This window comes from Lentzea sp. HUAS TT2 (assembly GCF_051853195.1).
GTDB lineage: Bacteria > Actinomycetota > Actinomycetes > Mycobacteriales > Pseudonocardiaceae > Lentzea.
Map to the genome: position 1 here is coordinate 2,017,485 of NZ_CP196667.1, position 19,343 is coordinate 2,036,827.

A 19,343-nucleotide genomic window follows, 5' to 3' on the forward strand; every position below is an offset into this window, starting at 1 on the left:
CATCAAGTCCACCTGGGGGTGCTCTAGATGGGGCCAGTGCGGCCAGTTCAGATCAGCGTGGGGTCGCACTGGTCCTACGAGGTGGAGTTCGACGAGGGAGACCGCCGTCAGCGGTTCACCGTCGAAGTCGACGGCCAGGGCCAGATCTCCGGCCTCGATGACCATCAACCGATGGGCGACCTCGTGCTGGCGGTGCACCGGGCCCGCCACGAAGCGGTCACGTTCTCCGGGCGGGCGCTGCTGCGCCTCGCCCGGATCTCCGCGTTGCCGGACGAGAGCTTCGAGTTGGTGTTCGAGGCGGGTGAGACGAGCTGCCGGTTCGTGTGTGAGGCCCACGAAAGCAGCGGCATCAGCTATGTGACCTCCGAGCCCGCGCTGGTGCAGCCGAACCCCGCGTACACCGGGCCCGACGTCGGCGATCCCCGGCCGGTGGTCTCGGTCGTGCTGGCCATGCACCGGGCCCGCCACCAGCCGTTCGGTCAGGAGCGGGAAAGCCGGTGACGACCTACGAGGACCTCACGCCGTACGAGGACCACCCGTACGCCCGGCACGGCGAGCTCAACATCGGCTGGCTCGGCGAGGACTCCGTGTTCGAACGAGGGCAGACCAGCCAGGAGTTCAAGAAGGCGTTGACCAAGCTGGTGGTGAAGCAGCAGGTGCACGTGGCCCGCGGCTTCCACCGCTGCGACCTGTGCGGCGCGTGGCGCCCGAAGGCTGAGCACGGCGCGAAGAGCCGGGTGCTCGGGAACTCCGAGATCCGGGTGAAGGGTGAGAACGGCACGGTGTACGCGGCGCCGTCGATGATCGTCCACCACGTCGAGGTGCACGAGTACGTGCCGCCGCAGGAGTTCATCGAGGCCGTACTGAAAGTCGCAGATCGCCGAGAACGGAAGACCTGATGACCGCCTACGAGGACCTCAGTCCGTACGTGTACGAGCCGGCCGACCCGTCGGTCACGACGCTCAACGTGGGGTGGCTGGGGCGTGCGTCGAAGTTCGACACCGGGCCTGTCGACGAGGACGTCAGGGCCGCGCTGGTGGTTCTCGCCGCCGATCACGACGTGAACGTCATGAGAGGGATGCACGACTGCGAGCTGTGCGACCGGGAGTCACCGATCCGCGAGCCGTTGAACGACCGGGTGGTCGCCCTGGGTTGTTCCGAGATCCACGTGACCGCTGACGACGGTGTCGTCTACGCGGCGCCGACGCTGGTCATCCACTACATCGACGAGCACGGCTATCTGCCGCCGCAGGCGTTCACGGACGCCGTGGTGGCGACGATGCGAAGACTGCGACTGGAAGCTGAGAGAGGCTGGCAGGCCGCGAAGGAACGCTTGCCGTTGGGGCTCGAGGTGTGGGGCACGGTGACGGCGAAGATGAGCTTCGGCATCGTGCTGCAGCTCGATGACGTTCCGGACGTGGTCAGCGTTGTCGACGCCATCTCGTACCGGCCTCGCGGAGACCAGGACGAGCTGCCGGACGCCGGAGCAAGGGTGCGTGGTGTCGTCGTCGATCACGCCGAACACAACTGGCAGATCAAGGTCCGGGTCGGACCGGCGGCCTGGTAGCCGCCAGGATTGTCGGGGTGCGGAACTAAGCTGCCGCGCGTGACCGCACCCCACATCCCCGGCCTGACGAACCTGAGACCGTTGGGCGCGGGCGGTTTCGCCACCGTCTACACCGCCCACCAGGCCCAGCTCGGCCGCGACGTCGCCGTGAAGATCGACAACCGCGTGCTCGTGGACGAGCGCGACCGGCGGCGGTTCCTGCGGGAGGCGCAGGCCGCGGCCAAGTTGTCCGGTCATCCGCATGTTGTCGGGGTGCACGACGCGAACATCACGCAGCGCGGAACGCCGTACATCGTCATGGAGCTGTGCACGGGCGGGTCGCTGGCCGACCAGCTCGACCAGCAGGGGCCGTTGCATCCCGAGCAGGTCCGGGATCTCGGGATCAAGCTCGCCGATGCGCTCGCCGCCGCGCATCAGGCCGGTGTGCTGCACCGGGACATCAAGCCCGCCAACATCCTCGTGGACCGGTACGGCACGCCGAAGCTCGCCGACTTCGGGCTTGCGGCGCTGCTCGACGCTCAGGGTGGGAGCACGGTCACGCGTGATGCTCTGAGTCCCAGTTATGCGCCGCCTGAGGCGTTCGCGATGGCCGAGCCGACGCCGCAGGCCGACGTGTACTCGCTCGCCGCGACGCTCTACACGTTGCTCGCGGGCAAGCCGCCGCGGCCGGTGCCCTGGCCGATCACGTCGTTCGACCAGCTCGGCGAGATCCTGCGCCGGCCCATCACCGCTGTTCCCGGGGTGCCGGCGGCGTTGCACGAGGCGTTGGCGCGGGCGCTGCATCCCGACGCGAACCTGCGCACGCCCAGTGCCGCGCAGCTGCGGGACGAGCTGGTCGACCCGATGCGGATGCCCACCGTGCCGGTCCCTCCTCCGCCCAAGCGGAAGACGTGGCCGTTGGTGGTGGCGGCGGCCGGGCTGGTCGTCGCGATCGTGGCCGGTGTGTTCGTGTGGAACCCCTTCGACAAGGAACAGACGATCGCGCAAGGGGCTGGGCCGTCGACCACGCAGCAGGGTGGGGTGGAGGACATCCCGCCGTTCCTCAAGAAGTGCGATGTCGGGTTCTGCATCGACAAGTCGACCTGCTACCGCGGCGTCACGAACATCGGTGGCATGCCCGCGGTCGCGCGGAAGGTCGGCAGCTGTGCGGACCTGCACTACTGGGAGGCGTTCTCCGGCGGCTGGCTGTCCGGGGAGATCCCGGCGGTCGACTCCGACGAGCTGATGGCGTCGCCCGAGCTCAAGAACGTCTGCACGGCCGCGGTGATGAAGGCGAACTCGCGGCCTACCGTCGACACCACGGGCTGGGAGATGACGGCCGTCGGGTTCAAGGACGGGTCACGCAACTACTTCCTCTGCCTGGGCTCGCAGCCGGACGCAGGCGAGGTCGTCACCAGCGCTTTCGGCAGCTGACCAAATCCACTTGCGACGGTCACTAATGTAGATCGACGTGCGTGTTCACGCCGATTTGATCATTGCTGGATTCCGAAGGTACTCGACCTACCGACAAGCGATGCTGGCCGGAATGACCGCGAACGTGGTCTTCGGTCTGCTGCGCGTCGCCATCCTCGTCGCCGCTCTCAAGGCGGCGAACGGCGACATCGCGGGCTACGGCATCGCTGCCACCAACACGTACGTCTGGATCGGGCAGGGGCTGCTCGGGTTCGTCCTGTTGTGGGGAACCAACGAGCTCGCCGAGCGCGTGCGATCCGGTGACGTCGTGGTCGACCTGTACCGGCCGTGGCACCTGCAGAGCGCTCTGCTCGCGCAGGACCTCGGCCGCGGCGGTTTCGCGTTCCTGACCAGGCTCGCGCCGCCGATGGTGTTCGGCATGCTGCTGTTCCCGTTCCAGTTTCCGGACAGTCCGGTGCGATGGCCGCTGTTCCTGGTCAGCGCGGTCTTCGCGCTGGTCGTCAGCTTCGCCTGCCGGTTCCTGATCGACGTCAGCGCGTTCTGGCTGCTCGACAACCGGGGGCTGTACGGGTTCTGGAACGTCTCGTCCGGCCTGCTGTGCGGGCTCACGGTGCCGATCTCGTTCTTCCCCGAGTGGGCTCGGGAGGTGCTGTGGATGACCCCGTTCCCCGCGTTGATGCAGGGGCCGATCGACGTGTTCCTCGGTCACGGCGACCCGGCGCGAACCCTGCTCCACCAGGTGTTCTGGGCCGTGGCACTGCTCGGAGCCGGTCACCTGCTGCTCCACCGCGCCGTGCGCAAGGTGGTGGTCCAGGGTGGCTGACACCATCTATCCGAGGCTCATCGGCGCGCGGCTGAGAAGCCAGATGTCCTATCGCGCGTCGTTCGCACTCGACCTCGTCACGCAGGCGCTGGCGCAGTGGGTCGAGCTGGTCGTCATCCTGGTGCTGTTCGACCACGTCAGCGCTCTCGGCGGGTTCTCGGAGGGCGAGGTGCTGCTGATGTACGCGTTCGCGGGCATCGCGTTCGGCATCGCGGACCTCTTCGCCGGACAGCTCGACAACCTGCCGACGTACATCCGCTCCGGCACCTTCGACGTGCTGCTGATGCGGCCGCTCGGCACGCTGCCGCAGATCATGGTGTCGGACGTCCGCCTGCGCAGGATCGGGCGCATCCTCGGCGCGCTCGCCGTGATGGTCTACGCGCTGACGCACGTCGGCATCGCCTGGACACCGGCGAAGGTCGCGCTGACCGTCGTCACGCCGCTGGCGGGTGCGGTCATCTTCAGCGCGATCTGGGTCGTGACGTGCTCGGTGTGCTTCTGGATCGTGGAGGGCCGGGAGTTCGCCAACGCCTTCACCTACGGCAGCGGCGCTTTCACCTCGTACCCGGTCAACGTCTACTCGGTCCCGCTGCGGTGGCTGATGGCGTTCATCGTGCCGGGGGCGTTCGTCGCGTACTACCCGAGCCTCGCGCTGCTCGGGAAGCAGGACCCGCTCGGCCTTCCTGGCTGGGTCGGCTGGACATCACCGCTCGTCGCGGCACTGGCAACCGTCGTTGCCGGGCTCGTCTGGCGGTTCGCGGTCAGGCACTACCGGGGAACGGGATCATGATCGAGGTAAGGGAGCTCCGCAGGGAGTTCAAGGTCGCCACGTCGAAAGGCTTGCGGCGCAACTACAAGACCGTCACGGCGGTGGACGGCGTCACGTTCGACGTGCAAGCAGGGGAGGCCGTCGGGTACGTCGGGCCGAACGGCGCCGGCAAGTCCACGACGATCAAGATGCTGACCGGGATCCTGGTGCCCACCAGCGGCGACATCAGGGTCAACGGCGTGGACCCGTCGAAGCAGCGGCGGGATCTCGCGCGACGCATCGGGGTCGTGTTCGGCCAGCGCAGCCAGCTCTGGTGGGACCTGCCGCTCCAGGACAGCTTCGACCTGCTCAGGTCCATCTACCGGGTGTCGGCGGACGACTACCGGAAACGCCTCGACGAGTGCGTCGAACTCCTTGGCCTGCAAGAGACCCTGCTCACCCCGGTGCGGCAGCTCTCGCTGGGGCAACGGATGCGCGGCGAGATCACGGCGGCCCTGCTGCACGCCCCCGAGCTCCTGGTGCTGGACGAGCCGACGATCGGCCTGGACCTGGAGTCCAAGGAACGCCTCAGGGAGTTCCTCGCGGACATCAACACCCGCCGCGGCACGACGCTCCTGCTCACCACGCACGACCTCGACGACATCGAACGGCTCTGCCCGCGGCTGATGGTGATCGACCACGGCCGCGTGCTGGCCGACGGGCCGCTGGACGAGCTGCGCGCCGAGGTCACCCCGGAACGCGAGCTCGTCATCGACCTCAGGGAACCCGGTCCTGCGCCGGACGTCCCTGGAGTAACGGCGGTGCGCAGCGAGGCGAACGGGCTGCGCCACCACCTCACGTTCAGGCGAGCGGAGACGACGGCAGCCCAGTTGATCACTCAGGTGGTGCGTCAGGTGGAGGTCCACGACCTCGCCGTCGTGGAGCCGGAAATCGACGACGTCATCCGCAAGCTCTACCAACGCCAACTCGATCAAGACGTACGTCGGTAGAGTCGTAGGCAACACAAACGGACACATCGGGCAGAAGGAGCGCTAATGCGCCTAGTTGGACCGCTTGTCGCGGCTGTCATCGCGTTGGGCAGCTTGACGGCGTGCGACGCGATCCAGGGCGTCAGCAACACCGCGGACAAGGTGAAGCTGTGCGCCGACGCCATCTCGCTGCTGGGCTTCTCGCCGGACATGAGCGACCCGCAGAAGGCCCTGGAGGAGACCCAGGCCAAGGCGAAGGAGCTCGAGACCCTCGCGAACTCCTCGCCGGACGAGAACGTGAAGAAGGCTCTCGAAGAGGCCGCGAACGGCATGCAGAACGTGAACTCCGCGGCGGATTGGGTGGCCCAGAAGGCCGACCTCGCCGCGAAGGTCTCCTCGGCTTGCGGCGGATGAGCACTTGAGCCCTGTTGCGCGCCTCCGGTGTGCGCCTAGGCTTTGACGCGTTCGACGCGCCAAGCCTCGGCCGCACACCGGAGGTGTTGCAGCACCATGCAAGCAACAGTGGGTGACAGGCTCCACGTCCACAGCCGTTCCGTCGGACTGGAGGAGCGCCTCGGCGAGATCCTCGAAGTGCGCGGGAGCGACGGGCAGCCGCCGTACCTCGTCCGCTTCAACGACGGTCACGAGGGCCTGGTGTTCCCCGGCCCCGACTGCGTCGTCGAGTCGCGGGGCTCCATCTAACCCAGCACGGTCGCGATCAGCTCCTCGGCCAGCTGAGGAGTCGCTGCCGCCACGCCTGACCACCGGTGGGTCAGGTCGGGCTCGAACGTGAACGGCCGCCCGTGCAGGTCGACCAGCACGCCACCCGCGGCGGGCACGGTGACCAGCGCCGTCGCGAGGTCCATGATCCGGTGCGTGTCGCTTCCCGGATCGATGAACGCGTCGACCGTGCCCTCCGCGACCAGCATGGTCTCCAGGCAGGTCGTGCACAGCACACGAATGCGGTCGGCGCTGTTCGCGATGCGCAGCCATGCGTCCTGAGTGCCCGTCTTGGGGCGCATCAGGCACACCGACGCGCCCTTCAACGTCGTGCGCCCGGTGGTGCGGAACGACGTCGGCACTCCTGCGAGCGCATGCCACGCACGGCCCGTGTCGAACCACGTGGTGAGAGCTTCTTTTGCGGTGCCGTCTTCCACGAGTGCACCGGCGAAGCACGAGAGAGGAACGCCGAAGGCGGCGTTCGCGGACCCGTCGACCGGGTCGATGACGAGGGTGATCGAGGAACCGTTGTCGACGAACCCGGCTTCCTCGGACAGCAGGTTCACGCGACTGCGGTGGATGGACTCCAGGATCGCGTCCTCGACGATGCGGTCGACGCGCATCGTCGGTGTTCCGTCGGCGCCGTCCGCCACTTCTTCGCGGAGCTCGAGGCGCGTGTGCAGAGATCGGGCACGCCCGTACGCCGCCGACGCCGCGCGAGCGGCATCGGCGAGCGCGGGGTGCACGTCATCGGAGAGCTGTGGCGTGGGGACGTCCCAAGGAATCAGCACGTCCCCAACACTGCCACGGAAAACTCAGATCAGGCCGAGACCCTTGACCGCGTCGCGCTCCTCGACCAGCTCGGCCACGGAGGCGTCGATGCGGCCGCGGGAGAACTCGTCGATCTCCAGGCCCTGGATGATCTCGTAGGAACCACCCGAGGTGCGGACGGGGAACGACGAGATGATGCCCTCGGGTACGCCGTACGAACCGTCCGACGGGATGGCCATCGAGGTCCACTCGGTGCCGTTGACCCAGTCGTAGATGTGGTCGATGGCGGCGTTCGCGGCGGACGCGGCGGAAGACGCGCCACGGGCCTCGATGATCGCCGCGCCGCGCTTGGCGACGGTCGGGATGAAGTCGTTCTCCAGCCACGCCTGGTCGTTCACGGCCTCGGCGGCGGTCTTGTCGCCCACCTTGGCGTGGAACAGGTCCGGGTACTGGGTGGCCGAGTGGTTGCCCCAGATCGTCATGTTCTGGATGTCCGTGACCGCGACGCCCAGCTTCTTGGCGAGCTGCGACAGGGCGCGGTTGTGGTCCAGGCGCGTCATCGCGGTGAAGCGCTCACGCGGGACGTCCGGCGCGTGCTGCTGGGCGATGAGGGCGTTGGTGTTGGCCGGGTTGCCGACCACGAGCACCTTCACGTCGTCCGCGGCACCGGCGTTGATCGCCTCGCCCTGCGGCTTGAAGATGCCACCGTTGGCTTCGAGGAGGTCGCCGCGCTCCATGCCCTTGGTGCGGGGGCGGGCGCCGACGAGCAGGGCCACGTTCACGCCGTCGAACGCGGTCTTCGCGTCGTCGGTGATCGTGATGCCCTTGAGCAGCGGGAAGGCGCAGTCGTCGAGCTCCATCGCGGTGCCCTCGGCGGCCTTCAGCGCGGGGGTGATCTCCAGCAGCCGCAGGTTGACCGGGGTGTCCGGGCCGAGCAGGTGGCCGGAAGCGATGCGGAAGAGCAGTGCGTAGCCGATCTGGCCGGCTGCACCGGTGACAGTGACGTTCACGGGCGTGCGGGTCATGAGCCTTCCCGAATGACGGTCCTCGTTGACGTCGGGCGGGTCTGCCCGGCGACCCGCACGTTACCAACACGTCGCCGATGGCAGAGTGTGAGAGTGGACATCCCCGACGAAGAGATCGGCGAGGACTACTCCGACGCCGTCATGCCCGGTCAGCACTGGGAGAAGCGCTCTTTCACCGACTGCGACTTCACCGAGGCCGACCTCCGCGACCTCGTCACGACGGGGTGCACGTTCACCCGCTGCGACTTCACCCGGACGGATCTCGGCGAGTCCCAGCACCAGGCGACGGCGTTCCGGCAGTGCACCTTCGACCGCACCGTCCTGACCCGCTCGGCGTTCACCTCGTGCAGCCTCATGGGTTCGAACTTCGTCGACTGCGTGCTGCGGCCCATCACCTTCACCGAGGTCGACTTCACGCTGGCGTCGTTCGTGAAGGCGCCGCTGTACGACCTGAAACTCGGCGGTCAGCGGTTCCGCGAGACGAACCTGAGCGAGGCCGACCTGCGCAACACCGACCTGAGCAAGGCGGACCTGCTGGGGGCGCGGCTGCTCGACGCCAAGCTGGAGGGCGCGGACCTGCGCGGGGCGGTGGTGGACGCGAACGGGCTCCGGCAAGCCAAGCTCGCCGGAGCCCTGATCGACATCGACCAGGCGATCGCCTTCGCGGCCGCCTACGGCCTAGTTGTGTCGTGACGTGATGCGCACGGACGGGTGGATGCGCACAGCCAGTCCCCCGTCCGCGAACTCCACGACGGCGTGCGACTCGCCGTCACCGGACCACACGAGCAGCCGGCTCGCGCCCTCGCGGTAGAGGTCGACCACGATCTCGTCGCCCTGAAACCACCGAACCCGCACGGAAGCGGCGAGCTCGTCGAACGAGAGCAGCACGTCCTCGACCCGGACGACCTTGATCCACGGCTCGCACTCGGTTTCGGGGGCCACCCCGAACGCGTCGACGATCTCGTCGTCGGACGGCACCTGCATCGTCGTCTCCGAACAAACCGCCGCTCACATGGCTGTGGCCGGGATCGCACGGATCCCGGCCACCTCAGAACCAAGCGGCGATCAGTTGTCAGCCGTGATCTCCACCAAGACGCCTTCCGCGACCATCTCCTCGACGGCCTTCGGCAGCAGGTAGGCGGTGCCGCCGCCCGGCTGCTCGAACCACGGCACGGCCACGCCGGTCAGCACCTCGAGCGGGCGGCGCAACCGGTACACGCGGTACGGGCGGTTGATCCACGACGGCACGAGGCTGCGTTCCGGGAACGGCGTGCCCGCCACGTAGACGAGGTTGCCGGTCTGGTCGCCGTAGCGGTCGACCTCGGTGCCCGCCGGCAGCTCGAACATCTGCTTGTGGCGGAACAGCGTCAGCGGCGGCTCGCCCGCGAGCGGCGAGATCGGGAACTTCCGCTTCGACGGTTCCTCCTGCGCCACGGCCGCGGCGACCGGCGAGGGTGCCGGGGCCTGCTGCGGTGCGGGAGGCGGTACCGGCTGGACCTTCGTCGGTGCCGCTGCCGGCATCGGCGCCGGCGGGGCCTGCTGGACCTGCGTCGGAGCCAGCGCCGGGGACGGTGCCTGCGGAGGCATCTGCGGGCGCTGCGGCGGAACGGGACGGCGCGGCTCGTCGCGGAAGCCGTTGGTCATCGGCCTCGGCGGCGGCGGTGGCGGCTGGGGCGCCCGCGGTGGTGTGCGGAAGTTGCCCAGCACGAGCTTGCCCACCAGGTACGCCGACGCGTCCTCGACCTTGTCGAACCGCACAGGGCTCTTCGGGCCGTGGTCGAACCAGCTCACCTCCCAGCTGTCGCCGTCGAGGCGCAGCGTCCAGGTGCGGTCGGCCGGCTCGCCGCCGATGCGGAACACGCCGTGCGGCACGTTGAGGTCGTCGAGCGCGCGGCGGGTGCCCGCCAGCTCGCGGTCCTCCTCCTGCGTGACCTGCCGCGGCGGCTTGACCGGCTCCGGCTCGGGCTCGGGGACAGGCACCGGCGCCGGCTCGGGTTCCGGCTCGGTGAACAGCGCCGCGTCGAACTGGGTGGTCTCCTCGGAGCGCGTCGGCGCCGGGAGCGGAGCCACGGGCACGACCTCGGCGTCGGGCTCCGGTTCGAAGTGCGAGTCGAGCTGCGACTCGAACCGGTCGTCGAACTCCGGCTCGAACGACGTCGCCTCGAACGACGTCGTGGACTCGATCTCCTCCTCGGCGAGGTCGGGCCCGTCCTCGGCCACGGGAACGACCGGGTGCTCCTCGGTGACCTCGGACGGGCTCTCCAGCGGCTCGTCGAGGACAGGGCTCCACGCCATCGTGTCCTGCATGGCGTCGCGCGAGCGTTCCTCGGTCTCGGCGTCCAGGTGGTCGGTGAGCTCGGATTCCCGGTGGTGCGTGAGGAGTTCCGGCTCGTCCGGTCCTGCGGTGGGGATCTCGGGTTCGTCGTCGGCGTCCACGTCTTCGTGTTCGTCGGCGGCGGCCGTTTCGTTCGGCTTCTCGGGGACGAACTCCGCGCTCGGCTCGGGAACGATCTCCGCGACCGGTTCCTCCTGCTCCGCGAAGTCGCTCGGGTGCGGGGCGAAGAGGTCCATGCCCGCGCCGTACGTGTCGCGCAGGGTCCTGTCGTCCACGACGGTGCCGGGCACGCCGTCCGAGTCGAAGACCACCCGGTACGGAGGGCCGTCGCCACCCAGCGGGGGCGAGGCCACGGCGAGGGTCTCGCCGAGCTCGTCCCGCACGGGTTCCGGCTGCTCGGCGACCTCGACCGCGGGCGGCTCGGGGTACATCGGCTCGAAGTCGTACTCCTCCGGCTCGTCGTCCTCGAACTTCGTCGCCTCGAACTTCGGCATCTCGGGCTTCGGGGCCTCGGCCTTCGGTGCCTCGAACTTCGGGCCGTCGAACTTCGGGGCCGCGACGAACTGCGTCGCGTCCGCGGCGGGCGCGGGCGCCGGATCAGGCTCGGTCGGCGTCGGCACCACGGTGCCGGGAGGGGCTGCGGGTGCGCCCAGGTTCGCCGCGGCGGCGAGCCTCGACTCCTCGCTGACCTCCGGCAGGGCGAACCCGGCGGCACGCGCGCGTTCGACCAGCTCCGGCTCGGGCGGGACGCCGTACTTGCGCAGGTAGTACGCGACTCCGGCGGGCCAGATCCACGCACCGTCCGTCTGGAACCCGGACGGCACGACCGGCGGCGCGTCCGGGTGCAGCACGTCGTTGTCGAAGCCACGACCGGCCACGGCGACCGGCGCGTTCGACAGGTACGCGAGCAGCGGCGCGACCTCGGGCTCCGGCACCGGCGGCCGATTGACCGACGGACGACCGTTCGGTCCGGCGCCGTCGAACACTCGGACGGTGCGGAACACCGGCGTCGGCGGGTTCAGCCTGCGGCGCAGCCAGTCGGGGATGTTCTCCTCGGCACGCGGGAAGAACCGCATCTCGTCGACGTACGCCTGGTGCGGCGGAGGCGTCTGCCAGCTCGGCTCCGCGCGGTCGAAGTCGAGGTTGTAGCTGGAGGGGTGGTCGAGCTGGTACCGCGCGTTGGTCCAGCTCCCCCGGCCCTCGCGGTGCATGCCGGCCCGCAGGCGCGCGAACAGGGAGGCCGCGTCCTGCGGCACCTGCCAGGCGCGCTTGGAGCCGTCCTGCAGCTTGAGCTCGGCCTCCAGCTCGAAGTACCGGCCGGTGGCGCGGTACTGCGCGATCACACTGCGCCAGTCCTCTGGTGCGGCCCGCATCAGAGTCAGGCCGATCTGCTTAACCAGAGCGTCCTGCTCGGTAGGGTTCAACGGCTTCGGCTCGGACACGCCAACATCTTCCCCCGCAACTCGCCGGATCGCACACGTCCCCCGCTACTGCGCCGAACGGTGGAGGCCCGACCATAACGCGCTGGACGTGCATGGTTAAAGCTGATCAAGAACACGTTCGTCGGGTCTGGAGGCCATGTGACGCGGTCCGCGCAGGTGACCGGCGGTCTGCTGGCGGCAGCGGGTGGAGTGGCCATCGCGGTCCAGGCGCGCGTCAACGGTTCGCTGGCCCAGTCGCTGGGCAACGGACTGCTCGCGGCGTTGATCTCGTTCGCCGGCGGGTGGCTCGTGATGCTCGTCGTGGTCCTGTCGCGACAGTCCGGGCGGGACGGGCTGCTGCGGCTGCGCGACGCGCTGCGGAACCGCCGCATCCGCTGGTGGGAGTGCGTCGGCGGCGTCAGCGGCGCGGTGCTCGTGGGCTCGCAGGGGCTCGCGGTCGCGACCATCGGTGTGGCGGTGTTCACGGTCGCGGTCGTGATCGGACAGGTCGTGAGCAGCATGGTCATGGACAACCTCGGGGTCGGTCCCGGCGAGTCGAAGCCGTTTACAAGAACACGTGTCGTCGGAGCGGCCGTCGGTGTTATCGCCGTCACGATCGCGGTGTCGCACCAGTTCACGTCGCCCGGCGCGTTGTGGCTCGCGGTGCTGCCGCTGATCGCAGGCCTGATGATGGGCTGGCAGCAGGCGGTGAACGGGCTGGTGCGCGAGGCCGCGGCCAACTCCCTGGCGACGATCCTGGTGAACTTCAGCGTGGGCACAGCGGCGTTGTCGCTGGTCAACGCCGTGACGTGGAGCGGAGTGCCCGGCGCGTTCCCCTCCGAGTGGTGGCTCTACCTCGGCGGGTTGCTGGGCATCGTGGGCGTGGGTGGCGCGATCGCGTCGGTGCGGTTCATCGGCGTGCTGATGGTGGGGCTGTGCGGTGTGTCCGGGCAGCTCATCGGGGCCGTGCTGCTCGACGCGGTGAGCGGGCACCTGGTGTTGCCGACGGTGATCGGCGTGGTGCTGACGCTGGTGTCGGTGGGCGTCGCGGCCCTGCCCAATGGGAGGATGAGGACGTGACTGCGACGCTGCTCAACGGCAACGAAACCCGGAACGCGCTGTTCGAGGACCTGAAGGCGCGGGTAGCCGCGCTGCCCGGCTCCGTGGGCCTGGCCACCGTGCTGGTCGGCGACGACCCCGGCTCGCACTCGTACGTCAAGGGCAAGCACCGCGCGTGCGAGAAGGTCGGCATCAAGTCGATCCGGCGCGACCTGCCCGAGTCGACCACGCAGGCGGAGCTCGAGGCCGTCATCGACGAGCTGAACGCGAACCCCGAGGTCACCGCGTACATCGTCCAGCTGCCGCTGCCCAAGCACCTCAACGCGAACGCGATCCTGGAGCGCATCGACCCCGCCAAGGACGGCGACGGCCTGCACCCGGTCAACCTCGGCAAGCTCGTCCTCGGCGAGGAGGCCGCGCTGCCCGCGACGCCGCGAGGCATCGTGGAGCTGCTGCGCCGCTACGACGTGCCGATCTCGGGCGCGAACGTCACCGTCGTCGGGCGCGGCGTCACCGTGGGCCGCCCGATCGGCCTGCTGCTGACCCGCCGCAGCGAGAACGCCACCGTGACGCTGTGCCACACCGGCACGAAGGACCTGGCGGCGGAGGTGCGCCGCGCGGACATCGTGATCGCCGGTGCCGGCAGCCCCGGCCTGATCACCGCGGACATGGTCAAGCCCGGCGCGGCCGTGGTCGACGTCGGCATCACCCGCACCGAGGCCGGTCTCGTCGGCGACGTGGCCCCCGAGGTCCGCGAGGTCGCCGGCTGGCTCGCCCCGATCCCCGGTGGCGCCGGCCCGATGACCGTCGCGATGCTGCTGACCAACACCGTCGAAGCCGCCGAGCGCGCCAATGCAGCGGTCTGACGCAGAGGCGCTCATGCCGGAACAGCGCTGGCGATCGGGACCCGCGAAGCACCTGCCGTTCGCGCTGGTGCTGGGTGTCAGCGTGCTCGGGCTGGTGCGGATCTTCCAGTACCACTGGCGGCAGGGCGCGGTGCTGCTCGGCGTGTCGCTGCTGGTCGCGGCCGTGCTGCGGATCCTCGTGACCGACGAGCAGGCGGGCCTGATCAAGATCCGCGGCCGTGGCATGGACGCGTTCCTGTACTCGACGCTGGGCATCGTGGTGATCGCCGTCGCCCTGACGATCGCCGGCGGCCCGCTCAGCCGATAGCGCGGTCCACCAGGACCTCGACCAGCTCGTCGAGGTCCATGGTGGCCACCACGTCCGGCAGCGTCAGCCGTTCGTAGATCAACCCTGTCATCGCGAAGTAGAGCGAGACGACGGTCATCCGGTCGCCCGGCAGCCCCGACTCCTCGTTGAACGCGACGTTGGCCTCGATGTTGTCGGCGATCGTCCTCGTGAGCGCTGTGCGGATCTCCGGCCTGCGCGTGGCCTCCAGCCGCAGCTCCATCATCGCGAGGTAGCAGGCCTTGTCGGCGTCCGCGCGCTTGATGATGTCGTGCATGAACTTGAGCGTGAGCTGCTTGTCGCGCGGCATCGCCAGTGACTCCGCCACCGACTCGTCCGACGGCATGAGCCGGTCGTGCACCCGCGTCATGACCGCGGACATCAGCTCGTCGCGGTTCGCGAAGTAGTTCGACGCCGTGCCCGCCGGCACCTCCGCCTTCGCGTCGATCGCGCGGTAGGTCAGCCCCCGCGCGCCCTCCTGCGCCAGGACGTCGATCGCCGCGTCCAACAGAGCAGTTCGCCGTGCCTCGTTCCGGACCACGCCGCCTCCTTGACAACCACTACAGACATAGTACTACAGTTGTCGTGGTTGAACGACAGGCTCAGGGGGTCTTGTTATGCGAAAGCTCGTTTACTACGTGGCCGTCACACTGGACGGGTTCATCGCCGCCGAGGACGGGACCTTCGACGGGTTCGTCTTCGAGGGCGACCACATGGCCGGCATCAACGCCCACTACCCGGAGACGGTGCCCACCAGCTTCCGCGCGGAGGCCGGCCTGGAGAACACGCCGAACCAGCACTTCGACACGGTGCTGATGGGCCGCAACACCTACCAGGCCCCCGGCGGCCTGGCCTCGCCGTACGCGCACCTGCGCCAGTTCGTCGTGACGTCCCAGGCGCTCGACACCCCGCCCGACGTCGAGGTGATCAACTCGGACGTCGTCGGCCGCGTCCGCGCACTGAAGGCGGAGGACGGCCTCGACATCTGGCTGTGCGGCGGCGGCAAGCTGGCGGGCGAACTGCTGCCCGAGATCGACTCGCTGCTGCTGAAGATCCACCCGGTGGTGTTCGGCCGCGGCATCCCGTTGTTCGACGGGAAGGCCGACATCACGAAGTTCGCGCGCACCGATGCACAACTGTTCGAGAGCGGAGTTTCGTTCATGACTTGCGAACGCGTTTAAGAAAGTGATTGACGGCGGGCGCCGCCCGCCGCAATACTTGTGCCACACACCGAGCCCAAGGGGAACGTCATGGCGAGCATGCAGAGTCAGGAGCGGCGATTTACGAGCGCTGTCGCCTGCGTGCGACCGTCATCGTTCCCCGGCTCCTCGCGACCGTTTACGCAGGTGAGCTCCTTGTAGTGGCATGAGCATCAAGGCCACTCAGGGAGCCGCCCATCGGGAAACCGATCAGGGCGGCTCTCTTTCTTTGTTGTGCATTTAATTCCTACCCTTGTAGCTCAATGGAAAGAGTGCGGCGCTACGAACGCCGAGATTCAGGTTCGACTCCTGGCAGGGGTACTTCCGGGTGCGAGGGAGACGGCAACCCACCTCATTTGGGATGAGGACACACCGCGTTCGACTCGCGGGCATCCGACGGAAAGGCGTCCTCCGGGACGCGCAAGGCTCTTTAGCTCAAGCGGCAGAGCACCGGGGTGAAGACCCGGTGGTCAGGGTTCGACTCCCTGGGGAGCCACGCAGGACCTGAGGAGGATTGGCCGAGCCCGGTAAGGCAGCTGTCTCGAAAACAGTGGTCAGCGTGAGAGCGCTGCGCAGGTTCGAATCCTGCATCCTCCGCTCCACCATGTCCTCTGAGGTGCTGACGGCAGCACGCCCGACTGTTACGCGGGAGGACCAGGTTCGAGTCCTGGCAGGGGAACGACGAAGGGCTCCCTCCGGCGAAACCCGGAGGGAGCCCTTCTCCTGCGGCCGGAATCAGGCGGCCTGCAGGAACCACCGCTGGTTCGAGGTGCGGTTGATGTCCCACATTCCGATCCAGGCGCCGTTCTGCACGGCGTTGCCGATCGCGTCCGCCGCCTTGCCGATCAGCGCGTTCTCCAGGACGAAGCTGCCGTCGGGCGCGGCGCTGAACACGAACTGCTGACCGCCCCCGTAGTGGCAGTCGAACTGGATGAGCTCAGTGCCGTTGATGTGGTTGCCGAACTTGACGTCGAGGCACTTGCCGGACATCACGTTCTTGAGCGCGTACCGCTTGCCGCCCAGGTCCACGAGGTCCCACGCCATCTTGCCGCCGCCGACGCACTCCCACAGCTCCTGGCCCGCGAGGTTCGCGAGCGCGCCCTCGTTCGGCGTGTCCCAGTAGCCGGCGGTCTGCATGCAGCGGCCGGACTGGACGCCCTTGAGCTGGTAGCGCCCGAGGCTGACCGAGCTGACGTCGGAACGGTGCACCGGGTTGATCAGACGCCAGCGCTGGTGACCGTCGTCGGTGTTGCCGTAGTTGATGACGACGCTGGCGTTCGGGGTCAGACTGTCCTTGACCGTCACGAACTTGCCCGTGCCGACGTTCTTGATCTGGAAGGAACCGTCGGGGCGCTCGACGAAGGTCCAGCGGTGGTAGCCGTTGGCGGTGTCGCAGGGGTACTGGCGCACCGTGTCGCTGTGGCCGTCCATGCACTGGCGGGAGTTCGCGTTGACGAGGACGTACTCGCCGGCGCCGACCTCCTGCAACGTCCAGAGCTGCTTGTAAGCGGTGCGGATGCAGTCCCACAGCTCGTTGTACTGGCCGTACTCGATCGCCTGCGCGTCGACGCCGGCGATCTGGGTGCATCGCCCGGACGCCTTGCCCTGCAGCTCGACCACCAGGTTGTTCGCGGGCTTGATCTGGTCCCTCTTGGCGGCGTCGTAGCGGCCGAGGTTGATGAACTCGTTGCGCGCCTTCAGATCACCCGCGAGTGCGGTGGTCGCGGCCTCGACCAGGTTCGGCATGTAGCCGTCCTGCCTGGCGAGATCGAGGATCTCCTTGATGCGCCTCTCGGTCTCCGCCGCCAGGGCGGCGTTCTCCTCGGCGACGTCCTGCTGGTGCGCTGTGTGCACGCCGGTGAAGATGAACGCCTTGACCAGTGCCGCGTCATGGGTGTCCAGCGCGCTCTGGGCTGCGGCCTTGACGAACTTGCGCGCCAGCGGAGCGCGATAGACCTCCCAGGTGAACTCGCTGTCGCTCATGATCTTGAGCGCGGTGGTCAGCTCCGCCCTGGCCGCGACCCGCCACGCGTCGGCGCGTGCCCTGAGCATCGCCTCCTTCGCCTCGTTCTCGAGCCGTTCGCGCTGGGCCGCGTCGATCCGGCGCTGCACGTCGAGGTTGTAGGCGGTGAAGACGCCCTCGGTCACGAACCTCTGACGCTGCTCGTCCGTCGAGGTGCTGGACAGCACGGCAGAAGCCTGCGCCTTGACCTCGGGGTTCTCCGTGCCGTTGGTGTTGATGAACAGCTTGGTGACGAACTCGCTGAGGCTGGAGTCCAGGTAGTGCGACTCCACGGAGGTCCAGCCGACGAGTGCCGCGGCCCGAAGCCGCTGCCGGTGACGCTCGTCCGTGACCGGGATCGCCCGCACGTCCTCGCGGTAGGCGATGTGGATGCCCGTGACGATGAAGTTGTAACAGGCGTTCTCGTCGACCTCGTTGGTCAGCGCCTTCAACGCTTCCCGCTTGATGGCACTGTTGAGCGGGGCCCTGTTGTAGATCCAGATGGTGAAGTTGAGGTCGGTCATCCGCGCCTGCTTGGACTCGACCGCCTCGCTGATCGTGCTGGCTGCCGCCAGTTTCTGGTCGAAGTCCGTGACCAGCGCGGCGTTCATGCTGACGGTGGACACCCCAGGTGGTGCCCCGGCGTCGACACCGGGCGGAGCTCCGAGCGCCGGAGTGGCGAACAGGCCACCCACCAACGTGATGGTGACCGCGAGCGCGGCGAATGCGCGCACACCACGGCCACCCAGACTACGTCTGGACAAGGTGAATCCCCCAAGATTCGTTGAATAGGCATCTGCTTCAAGCGCGGCACGGCCCCCAGGCCCGGCTGCTCGACTCCCCAGTCGTCGGATGCCGGGGAAACTTCGCACGCCGCCTGCCACATCCGCAATGCGCTGTGACCTGGGTCACTCAATCGTTTGTGTCCTTGCGGGGCTCCAGGTGCTAGTAACTCCCTAGGGCGATCCAGCCCACCACGTGAGTTTCTGGGGGAAACACATGGGGCGTCATACGCTCATGCCTGCGTTACTGGCCGCGGTTCTCGCGGCCGGCCTTGTCGGAACCGTCCACGCAACTCCCGCGTTCGCGGACACGGTGGTCACCAGCACGACGACTGCCGCCCTGGCCGCGTCCATGCGCGAGTCCGTGTTCCAGATGTCGTACAACTACGACCTTCCGTCCGAGATCCGTGACGCCGCATACGTTGCGGTAGCGGCGAACAACGAGGCGAAGATCCGCGAGTTCGTCCTCGTCGGCTATCGCAAGGCGAAAGAGCGCGCCACTGCGCGCGAAGAGCTCGACGAGGCCGTGATCCGGGAGATCAACCGGACAGCCGTCCCCGGCAGTGAAGTCCAGGGCTCGTCAGGGGAAGCACTGCGTTCCTCGGCCACCAGCCGGCAAGCGTACGTCCACAGTGGATACGAGCGGGCCAAGGAGCTGGACCGCCTCTACCAGAACAGGCGGCAGGAGAACCTCGCCAGGCTGGCCGACGAGGACCGCGCCTACGTGATCCACCTGGCCGCCGACGACCCCGGCGTTCAGGTGCGTGCGGCGGCACGGCGCGCACTCGACGGTGGCGACGACCGGTCGATCGGCCTGTTCTTCAAGTACGAGTGGAAGATCGGGGCGATGCTCGACACCGAGCGGTTCGTCCGCACCACCACCGAGCAGAACCAGATCTGGCACGACCAGATCGAGCGGTTGACCGCCTCGGCACTCGCCGCGGAGAAGGCCGAGCGCGAGGCCTCCGGTGAGCTGGCGCGCAAACACCGGCTGGAAGCCAAGCAGACCTGGGAACAGATCGACCGCGAAGCCGGTCAGTCCTCTGTGGACTGGTTGGCGGAGAAGGCGAAGGCGGACACGCAGGCGGCCATGTGGGTCCGGGTCGCCGAGTACGCCCGCGCCGCGCAGTCCGAACAGGACTGGCTCGCGATTCTGGAAGAGGCGAACAACGGTCGCATGACGTGGGAGGAGGCGGCTCGCCAGACCCGCGACTCCGCGGCCAAGTGGCAGGTCGTCGCCGAACAAGCTCGTAAGGCGGCGAAGGACGCCGCCGACCGCGATCTGGGGGATCGCTGAC

21 protein-coding genes and 4 tRNA genes are annotated in these 19,343 nt (G+C 68.4%); 19 read left to right on the forward strand and 6 right to left on the reverse strand.

All coding sequences use genetic code 11. From position 1 onward, the window contains the following. The first annotated feature begins 36 nt into the window (after window positions 1-36). From ACSHWB_RS09920 to ACSHWB_RS09960, 9 genes are all read left to right on the forward strand, one after another. Window positions 37-501 (forward strand): hypothetical protein, encoded by a 465-nt coding sequence (locus ACSHWB_RS09920; protein WP_439661791.1) that lies wholly within the window; start codon window positions 37-39, stop codon window positions 499-501. Then, entirely contained in the window at window positions 498-899 is a 402-nt protein-coding gene (locus tag ACSHWB_RS09925; protein ID WP_439661792.1) for a hypothetical protein, read from the forward strand. Before ACSHWB_RS09920 ends, ACSHWB_RS09925 begins: the two co-directional genes overlap by 4 nt. After that, the gene (locus ACSHWB_RS09930) at window positions 899-1,567 is read left to right on the forward strand and encodes a hypothetical protein (protein WP_439661793.1); all 669 of its coding nucleotides are present in this window, start codon (window positions 899-901) and stop codon (window positions 1,565-1,567) included. The genes ACSHWB_RS09925 and ACSHWB_RS09930 overlap by 1 nt, the downstream gene beginning before the upstream one ends. A 39-nt stretch (window positions 1,568-1,606) precedes the next feature. Beyond that, on the forward strand, window positions 1,607-2,980 hold the full coding sequence (locus ACSHWB_RS09935) for a serine/threonine-protein kinase (protein ID WP_439661794.1): 1,374 nt from the start codon (window positions 1,607-1,609) through the stop codon (window positions 2,978-2,980). A 112-nt stretch (window positions 2,981-3,092) separates the two neighbouring features. Continuing rightward, window positions 3,093-3,803 (forward strand): ABC transporter permease, encoded by a 711-nt coding sequence (locus tag ACSHWB_RS09940; RefSeq protein ID WP_439661795.1) that lies wholly within the window; start codon window positions 3,093-3,095, stop codon window positions 3,801-3,803. Next, complete coding sequence (locus ACSHWB_RS09945) at window positions 3,796-4,593, forward strand: ABC transporter permease (RefSeq protein WP_439661796.1); 798 nt, start codon at window positions 3,796-3,798, stop codon at window positions 4,591-4,593. The genes ACSHWB_RS09940 and ACSHWB_RS09945 overlap by 8 nt, the downstream gene beginning before the upstream one ends. After that, the gene (locus tag ACSHWB_RS09950) at window positions 4,590-5,561 is read left to right on the forward strand and encodes an ABC transporter ATP-binding protein (RefSeq protein ID WP_439661797.1); all 972 of its coding nucleotides are present in this window, start codon (window positions 4,590-4,592) and stop codon (window positions 5,559-5,561) included. The genes ACSHWB_RS09945 and ACSHWB_RS09950 overlap by 4 nt, the downstream gene beginning before the upstream one ends. Before the next feature lie 45 nt (window positions 5,562-5,606). Further along, complete coding sequence (locus tag ACSHWB_RS09955) at window positions 5,607-5,954, forward strand: bacteriophage spanin2 family protein (RefSeq protein WP_439661798.1); 348 nt, start codon at window positions 5,607-5,609, stop codon at window positions 5,952-5,954. Window positions 5,955-6,050: 96 nt separating this feature from the next. Next, entirely contained in the window at window positions 6,051-6,242 is a 192-nt protein-coding gene (locus ACSHWB_RS09960) for a DUF1918 domain-containing protein (RefSeq protein WP_439661799.1), read from the forward strand. On the opposite strand, the gene ACSHWB_RS09965 is transcribed toward ACSHWB_RS09960, so the two are convergent. Together ACSHWB_RS09965 and ACSHWB_RS09970 are read right to left on the reverse strand one after the other, a co-directional pair. After that, window positions 6,239-7,051, reverse strand: a complete 813-nt coding sequence (locus ACSHWB_RS09965) for an inositol monophosphatase family protein (protein WP_439661800.1) — start codon at window positions 7,049-7,051, stop codon at window positions 6,239-6,241. The genes ACSHWB_RS09960 and ACSHWB_RS09965 overlap by 4 nt on opposite strands. Before the next feature lie 24 nt (window positions 7,052-7,075). Continuing rightward, on the reverse strand, window positions 7,076-8,056 hold the full coding sequence (locus tag ACSHWB_RS09970) for a malate dehydrogenase (RefSeq protein ID WP_189154450.1): 981 nt from the start codon (window positions 8,054-8,056) through the stop codon (window positions 7,076-7,078). A 141-nt stretch (window positions 8,057-8,197) separates the two neighbouring features. Here ACSHWB_RS09970 and ACSHWB_RS09975 point away from each other — a divergent pair, with 141 nt between their 5' ends. After that, complete coding sequence (locus ACSHWB_RS09975) at window positions 8,198-8,749, forward strand: pentapeptide repeat-containing protein (RefSeq protein ID WP_439664558.1); 552 nt, start codon at window positions 8,198-8,200, stop codon at window positions 8,747-8,749. On the opposite strand, the gene ACSHWB_RS09980 is transcribed toward ACSHWB_RS09975, so the two are convergent. Further along, window positions 8,735-9,040, reverse strand: a complete 306-nt coding sequence (locus ACSHWB_RS09980) for a hypothetical protein (RefSeq protein ID WP_439661801.1) — start codon at window positions 9,038-9,040, stop codon at window positions 8,735-8,737. The two genes, ACSHWB_RS09975 and ACSHWB_RS09980, sit on opposite strands and share 15 nt — an antisense overlap. 81 nt (window positions 9,041-9,121) lie before the next feature. Continuing rightward, window positions 9,122-11,833 (reverse strand): TNT domain-containing protein, encoded by a 2,712-nt coding sequence (locus ACSHWB_RS09985; protein ID WP_439661802.1) that lies wholly within the window; start codon window positions 11,831-11,833, stop codon window positions 9,122-9,124. A 138-nt stretch (window positions 11,834-11,971) separates the two neighbouring features. On the opposite strand from ACSHWB_RS09985, the gene ACSHWB_RS09990 reads away from it, so the two are divergent. Genes ACSHWB_RS09990 through ACSHWB_RS10000 form a run of 3 tightly spaced genes read left to right on the forward strand, consistent with a single transcriptional unit; the run spans window position 11,972 to window position 14,044 of the window. Then, the gene (locus ACSHWB_RS09990; RefSeq protein WP_439661803.1) at window positions 11,972-12,892 is read left to right on the forward strand and encodes a DMT family transporter; all 921 of its coding nucleotides are present in this window, start codon (window positions 11,972-11,974) and stop codon (window positions 12,890-12,892) included. Then, window positions 12,889-13,737 carry a bifunctional methylenetetrahydrofolate dehydrogenase/methenyltetrahydrofolate cyclohydrolase gene (locus ACSHWB_RS09995; protein WP_439661804.1) on the forward strand — a complete coding sequence of 283 codons (849 nt, stop codon included), beginning with the start codon at window positions 12,889-12,891 and terminating at the stop codon, window positions 13,735-13,737. The genes ACSHWB_RS09990 and ACSHWB_RS09995 overlap by 4 nt, the downstream gene beginning before the upstream one ends. 13 nt (window positions 13,738-13,750) lie before the next feature. Continuing rightward, window positions 13,751-14,044, forward strand: coding sequence for a DUF3017 domain-containing protein (locus tag ACSHWB_RS10000; protein ID WP_439664559.1), 294 nt, complete (start codon window positions 13,751-13,753; stop codon window positions 14,042-14,044). Here the strand turns inward: ACSHWB_RS10000 and ACSHWB_RS10005 are convergent. Beyond that, entirely contained in the window at window positions 14,034-14,603 is a 570-nt protein-coding gene (locus tag ACSHWB_RS10005; protein WP_439661805.1) for a TetR/AcrR family transcriptional regulator, read from the reverse strand. The two genes, ACSHWB_RS10000 and ACSHWB_RS10005, sit on opposite strands and share 11 nt — an antisense overlap. A gap of 76 nt (window positions 14,604-14,679) precedes the next feature. Between ACSHWB_RS10005 and ACSHWB_RS10010 the strand changes: the two genes are divergently transcribed. From ACSHWB_RS10010 to ACSHWB_RS10030, 5 genes are all read left to right on the forward strand, one after another. Then, entirely contained in the window at window positions 14,680-15,243 is a 564-nt protein-coding gene (locus tag ACSHWB_RS10010) for a dihydrofolate reductase family protein (RefSeq protein ID WP_439661806.1), read from the forward strand. 267 nt (window positions 15,244-15,510) lie between these two features. Beyond that, a tRNA-Arg gene (locus ACSHWB_RS10015) sits at window positions 15,511-15,582 on the forward strand. A 103-nt stretch (window positions 15,583-15,685) separates the two neighbouring features. Further along, window positions 15,686-15,757, forward strand: a tRNA-Phe gene (locus ACSHWB_RS10020). A 12-nt stretch (window positions 15,758-15,769) separates the two neighbouring features. Further along, a tRNA-Ser gene (locus ACSHWB_RS10025) sits at window positions 15,770-15,858 on the forward strand. Between the two features lie 10 nt (window positions 15,859-15,868). Continuing rightward, window positions 15,869-15,940: transfer RNA gene (locus ACSHWB_RS10030), tRNA-Asn, on the forward strand. 56 nt (window positions 15,941-15,996) lie between these two features. Here the strand turns inward: ACSHWB_RS10030 and ACSHWB_RS10035 are convergent. Continuing rightward, window positions 15,997-17,997: an RICIN domain-containing protein gene (locus ACSHWB_RS10035; protein ID WP_439661807.1), complete on the reverse strand. Its 2,001-nt coding sequence runs from the start codon at window positions 17,995-17,997 to the stop codon at window positions 15,997-15,999. A gap of 283 nt (window positions 17,998-18,280) precedes the next feature. On the opposite strand from ACSHWB_RS10035, the gene ACSHWB_RS10040 reads away from it, so the two are divergent. Next, window positions 18,281-19,342 carry a hypothetical protein gene (locus ACSHWB_RS10040; RefSeq protein WP_439661808.1) on the forward strand — a complete coding sequence of 354 codons (1,062 nt, stop codon included), beginning with the start codon at window positions 18,281-18,283 and terminating at the stop codon, window positions 19,340-19,342. Window position 19,343: the final 1 nt, after the last annotated feature.

Coding starts and splice junctions, on each gene's coding strand:
- ACSHWB_RS09940 (WP_439661795.1), top strand. CDS start 3,093: ATGACCGCGAACGTGGTCTTCGGTCTGCTGCGCGTCGCCATCCTCGTC.
- ACSHWB_RS09930 (WP_439661793.1), top strand. CDS start 899: ATGACCGCCTACGAGGACCTCAGTCCGTACGTGTACGAGCCGGCCGAC.
- ACSHWB_RS09960 (WP_439661799.1), top strand. CDS start 6,051: ATGCAAGCAACAGTGGGTGACAGGCTCCACGTCCACAGCCGTTCCGTC.
- ACSHWB_RS10040 (WP_439661808.1), top strand. CDS start 18,281: ATGCCTGCGTTACTGGCCGCGGTTCTCGCGGCCGGCCTTGTCGGAACC.
- ACSHWB_RS09975 (WP_439664558.1), top strand. CDS start 8,198: ATGCCCGGTCAGCACTGGGAGAAGCGCTCTTTCACCGACTGCGACTTC.
- ACSHWB_RS09955 (WP_439661798.1), top strand. CDS start 5,607: ATGCGCCTAGTTGGACCGCTTGTCGCGGCTGTCATCGCGTTGGGCAGC.
- ACSHWB_RS09980 (WP_439661801.1), bottom strand. CDS start 9,040: ATGCAGGTGCCGTCCGACGACGAGATCGTCGACGCGTTCGGGGTGGCC.
- ACSHWB_RS09950 (WP_439661797.1), top strand. CDS start 4,590: ATGATCGAGGTAAGGGAGCTCCGCAGGGAGTTCAAGGTCGCCACGTCG.
- ACSHWB_RS10010 (WP_439661806.1), top strand. CDS start 14,680: ATGCGAAAGCTCGTTTACTACGTGGCCGTCACACTGGACGGGTTCATC.
- ACSHWB_RS10000 (WP_439664559.1), top strand. CDS start 13,751: ATGCCGGAACAGCGCTGGCGATCGGGACCCGCGAAGCACCTGCCGTTC.
- ACSHWB_RS09970 (WP_189154450.1), bottom strand. CDS start 8,056: ATGACCCGCACGCCCGTGAACGTCACTGTCACCGGTGCAGCCGGCCAG.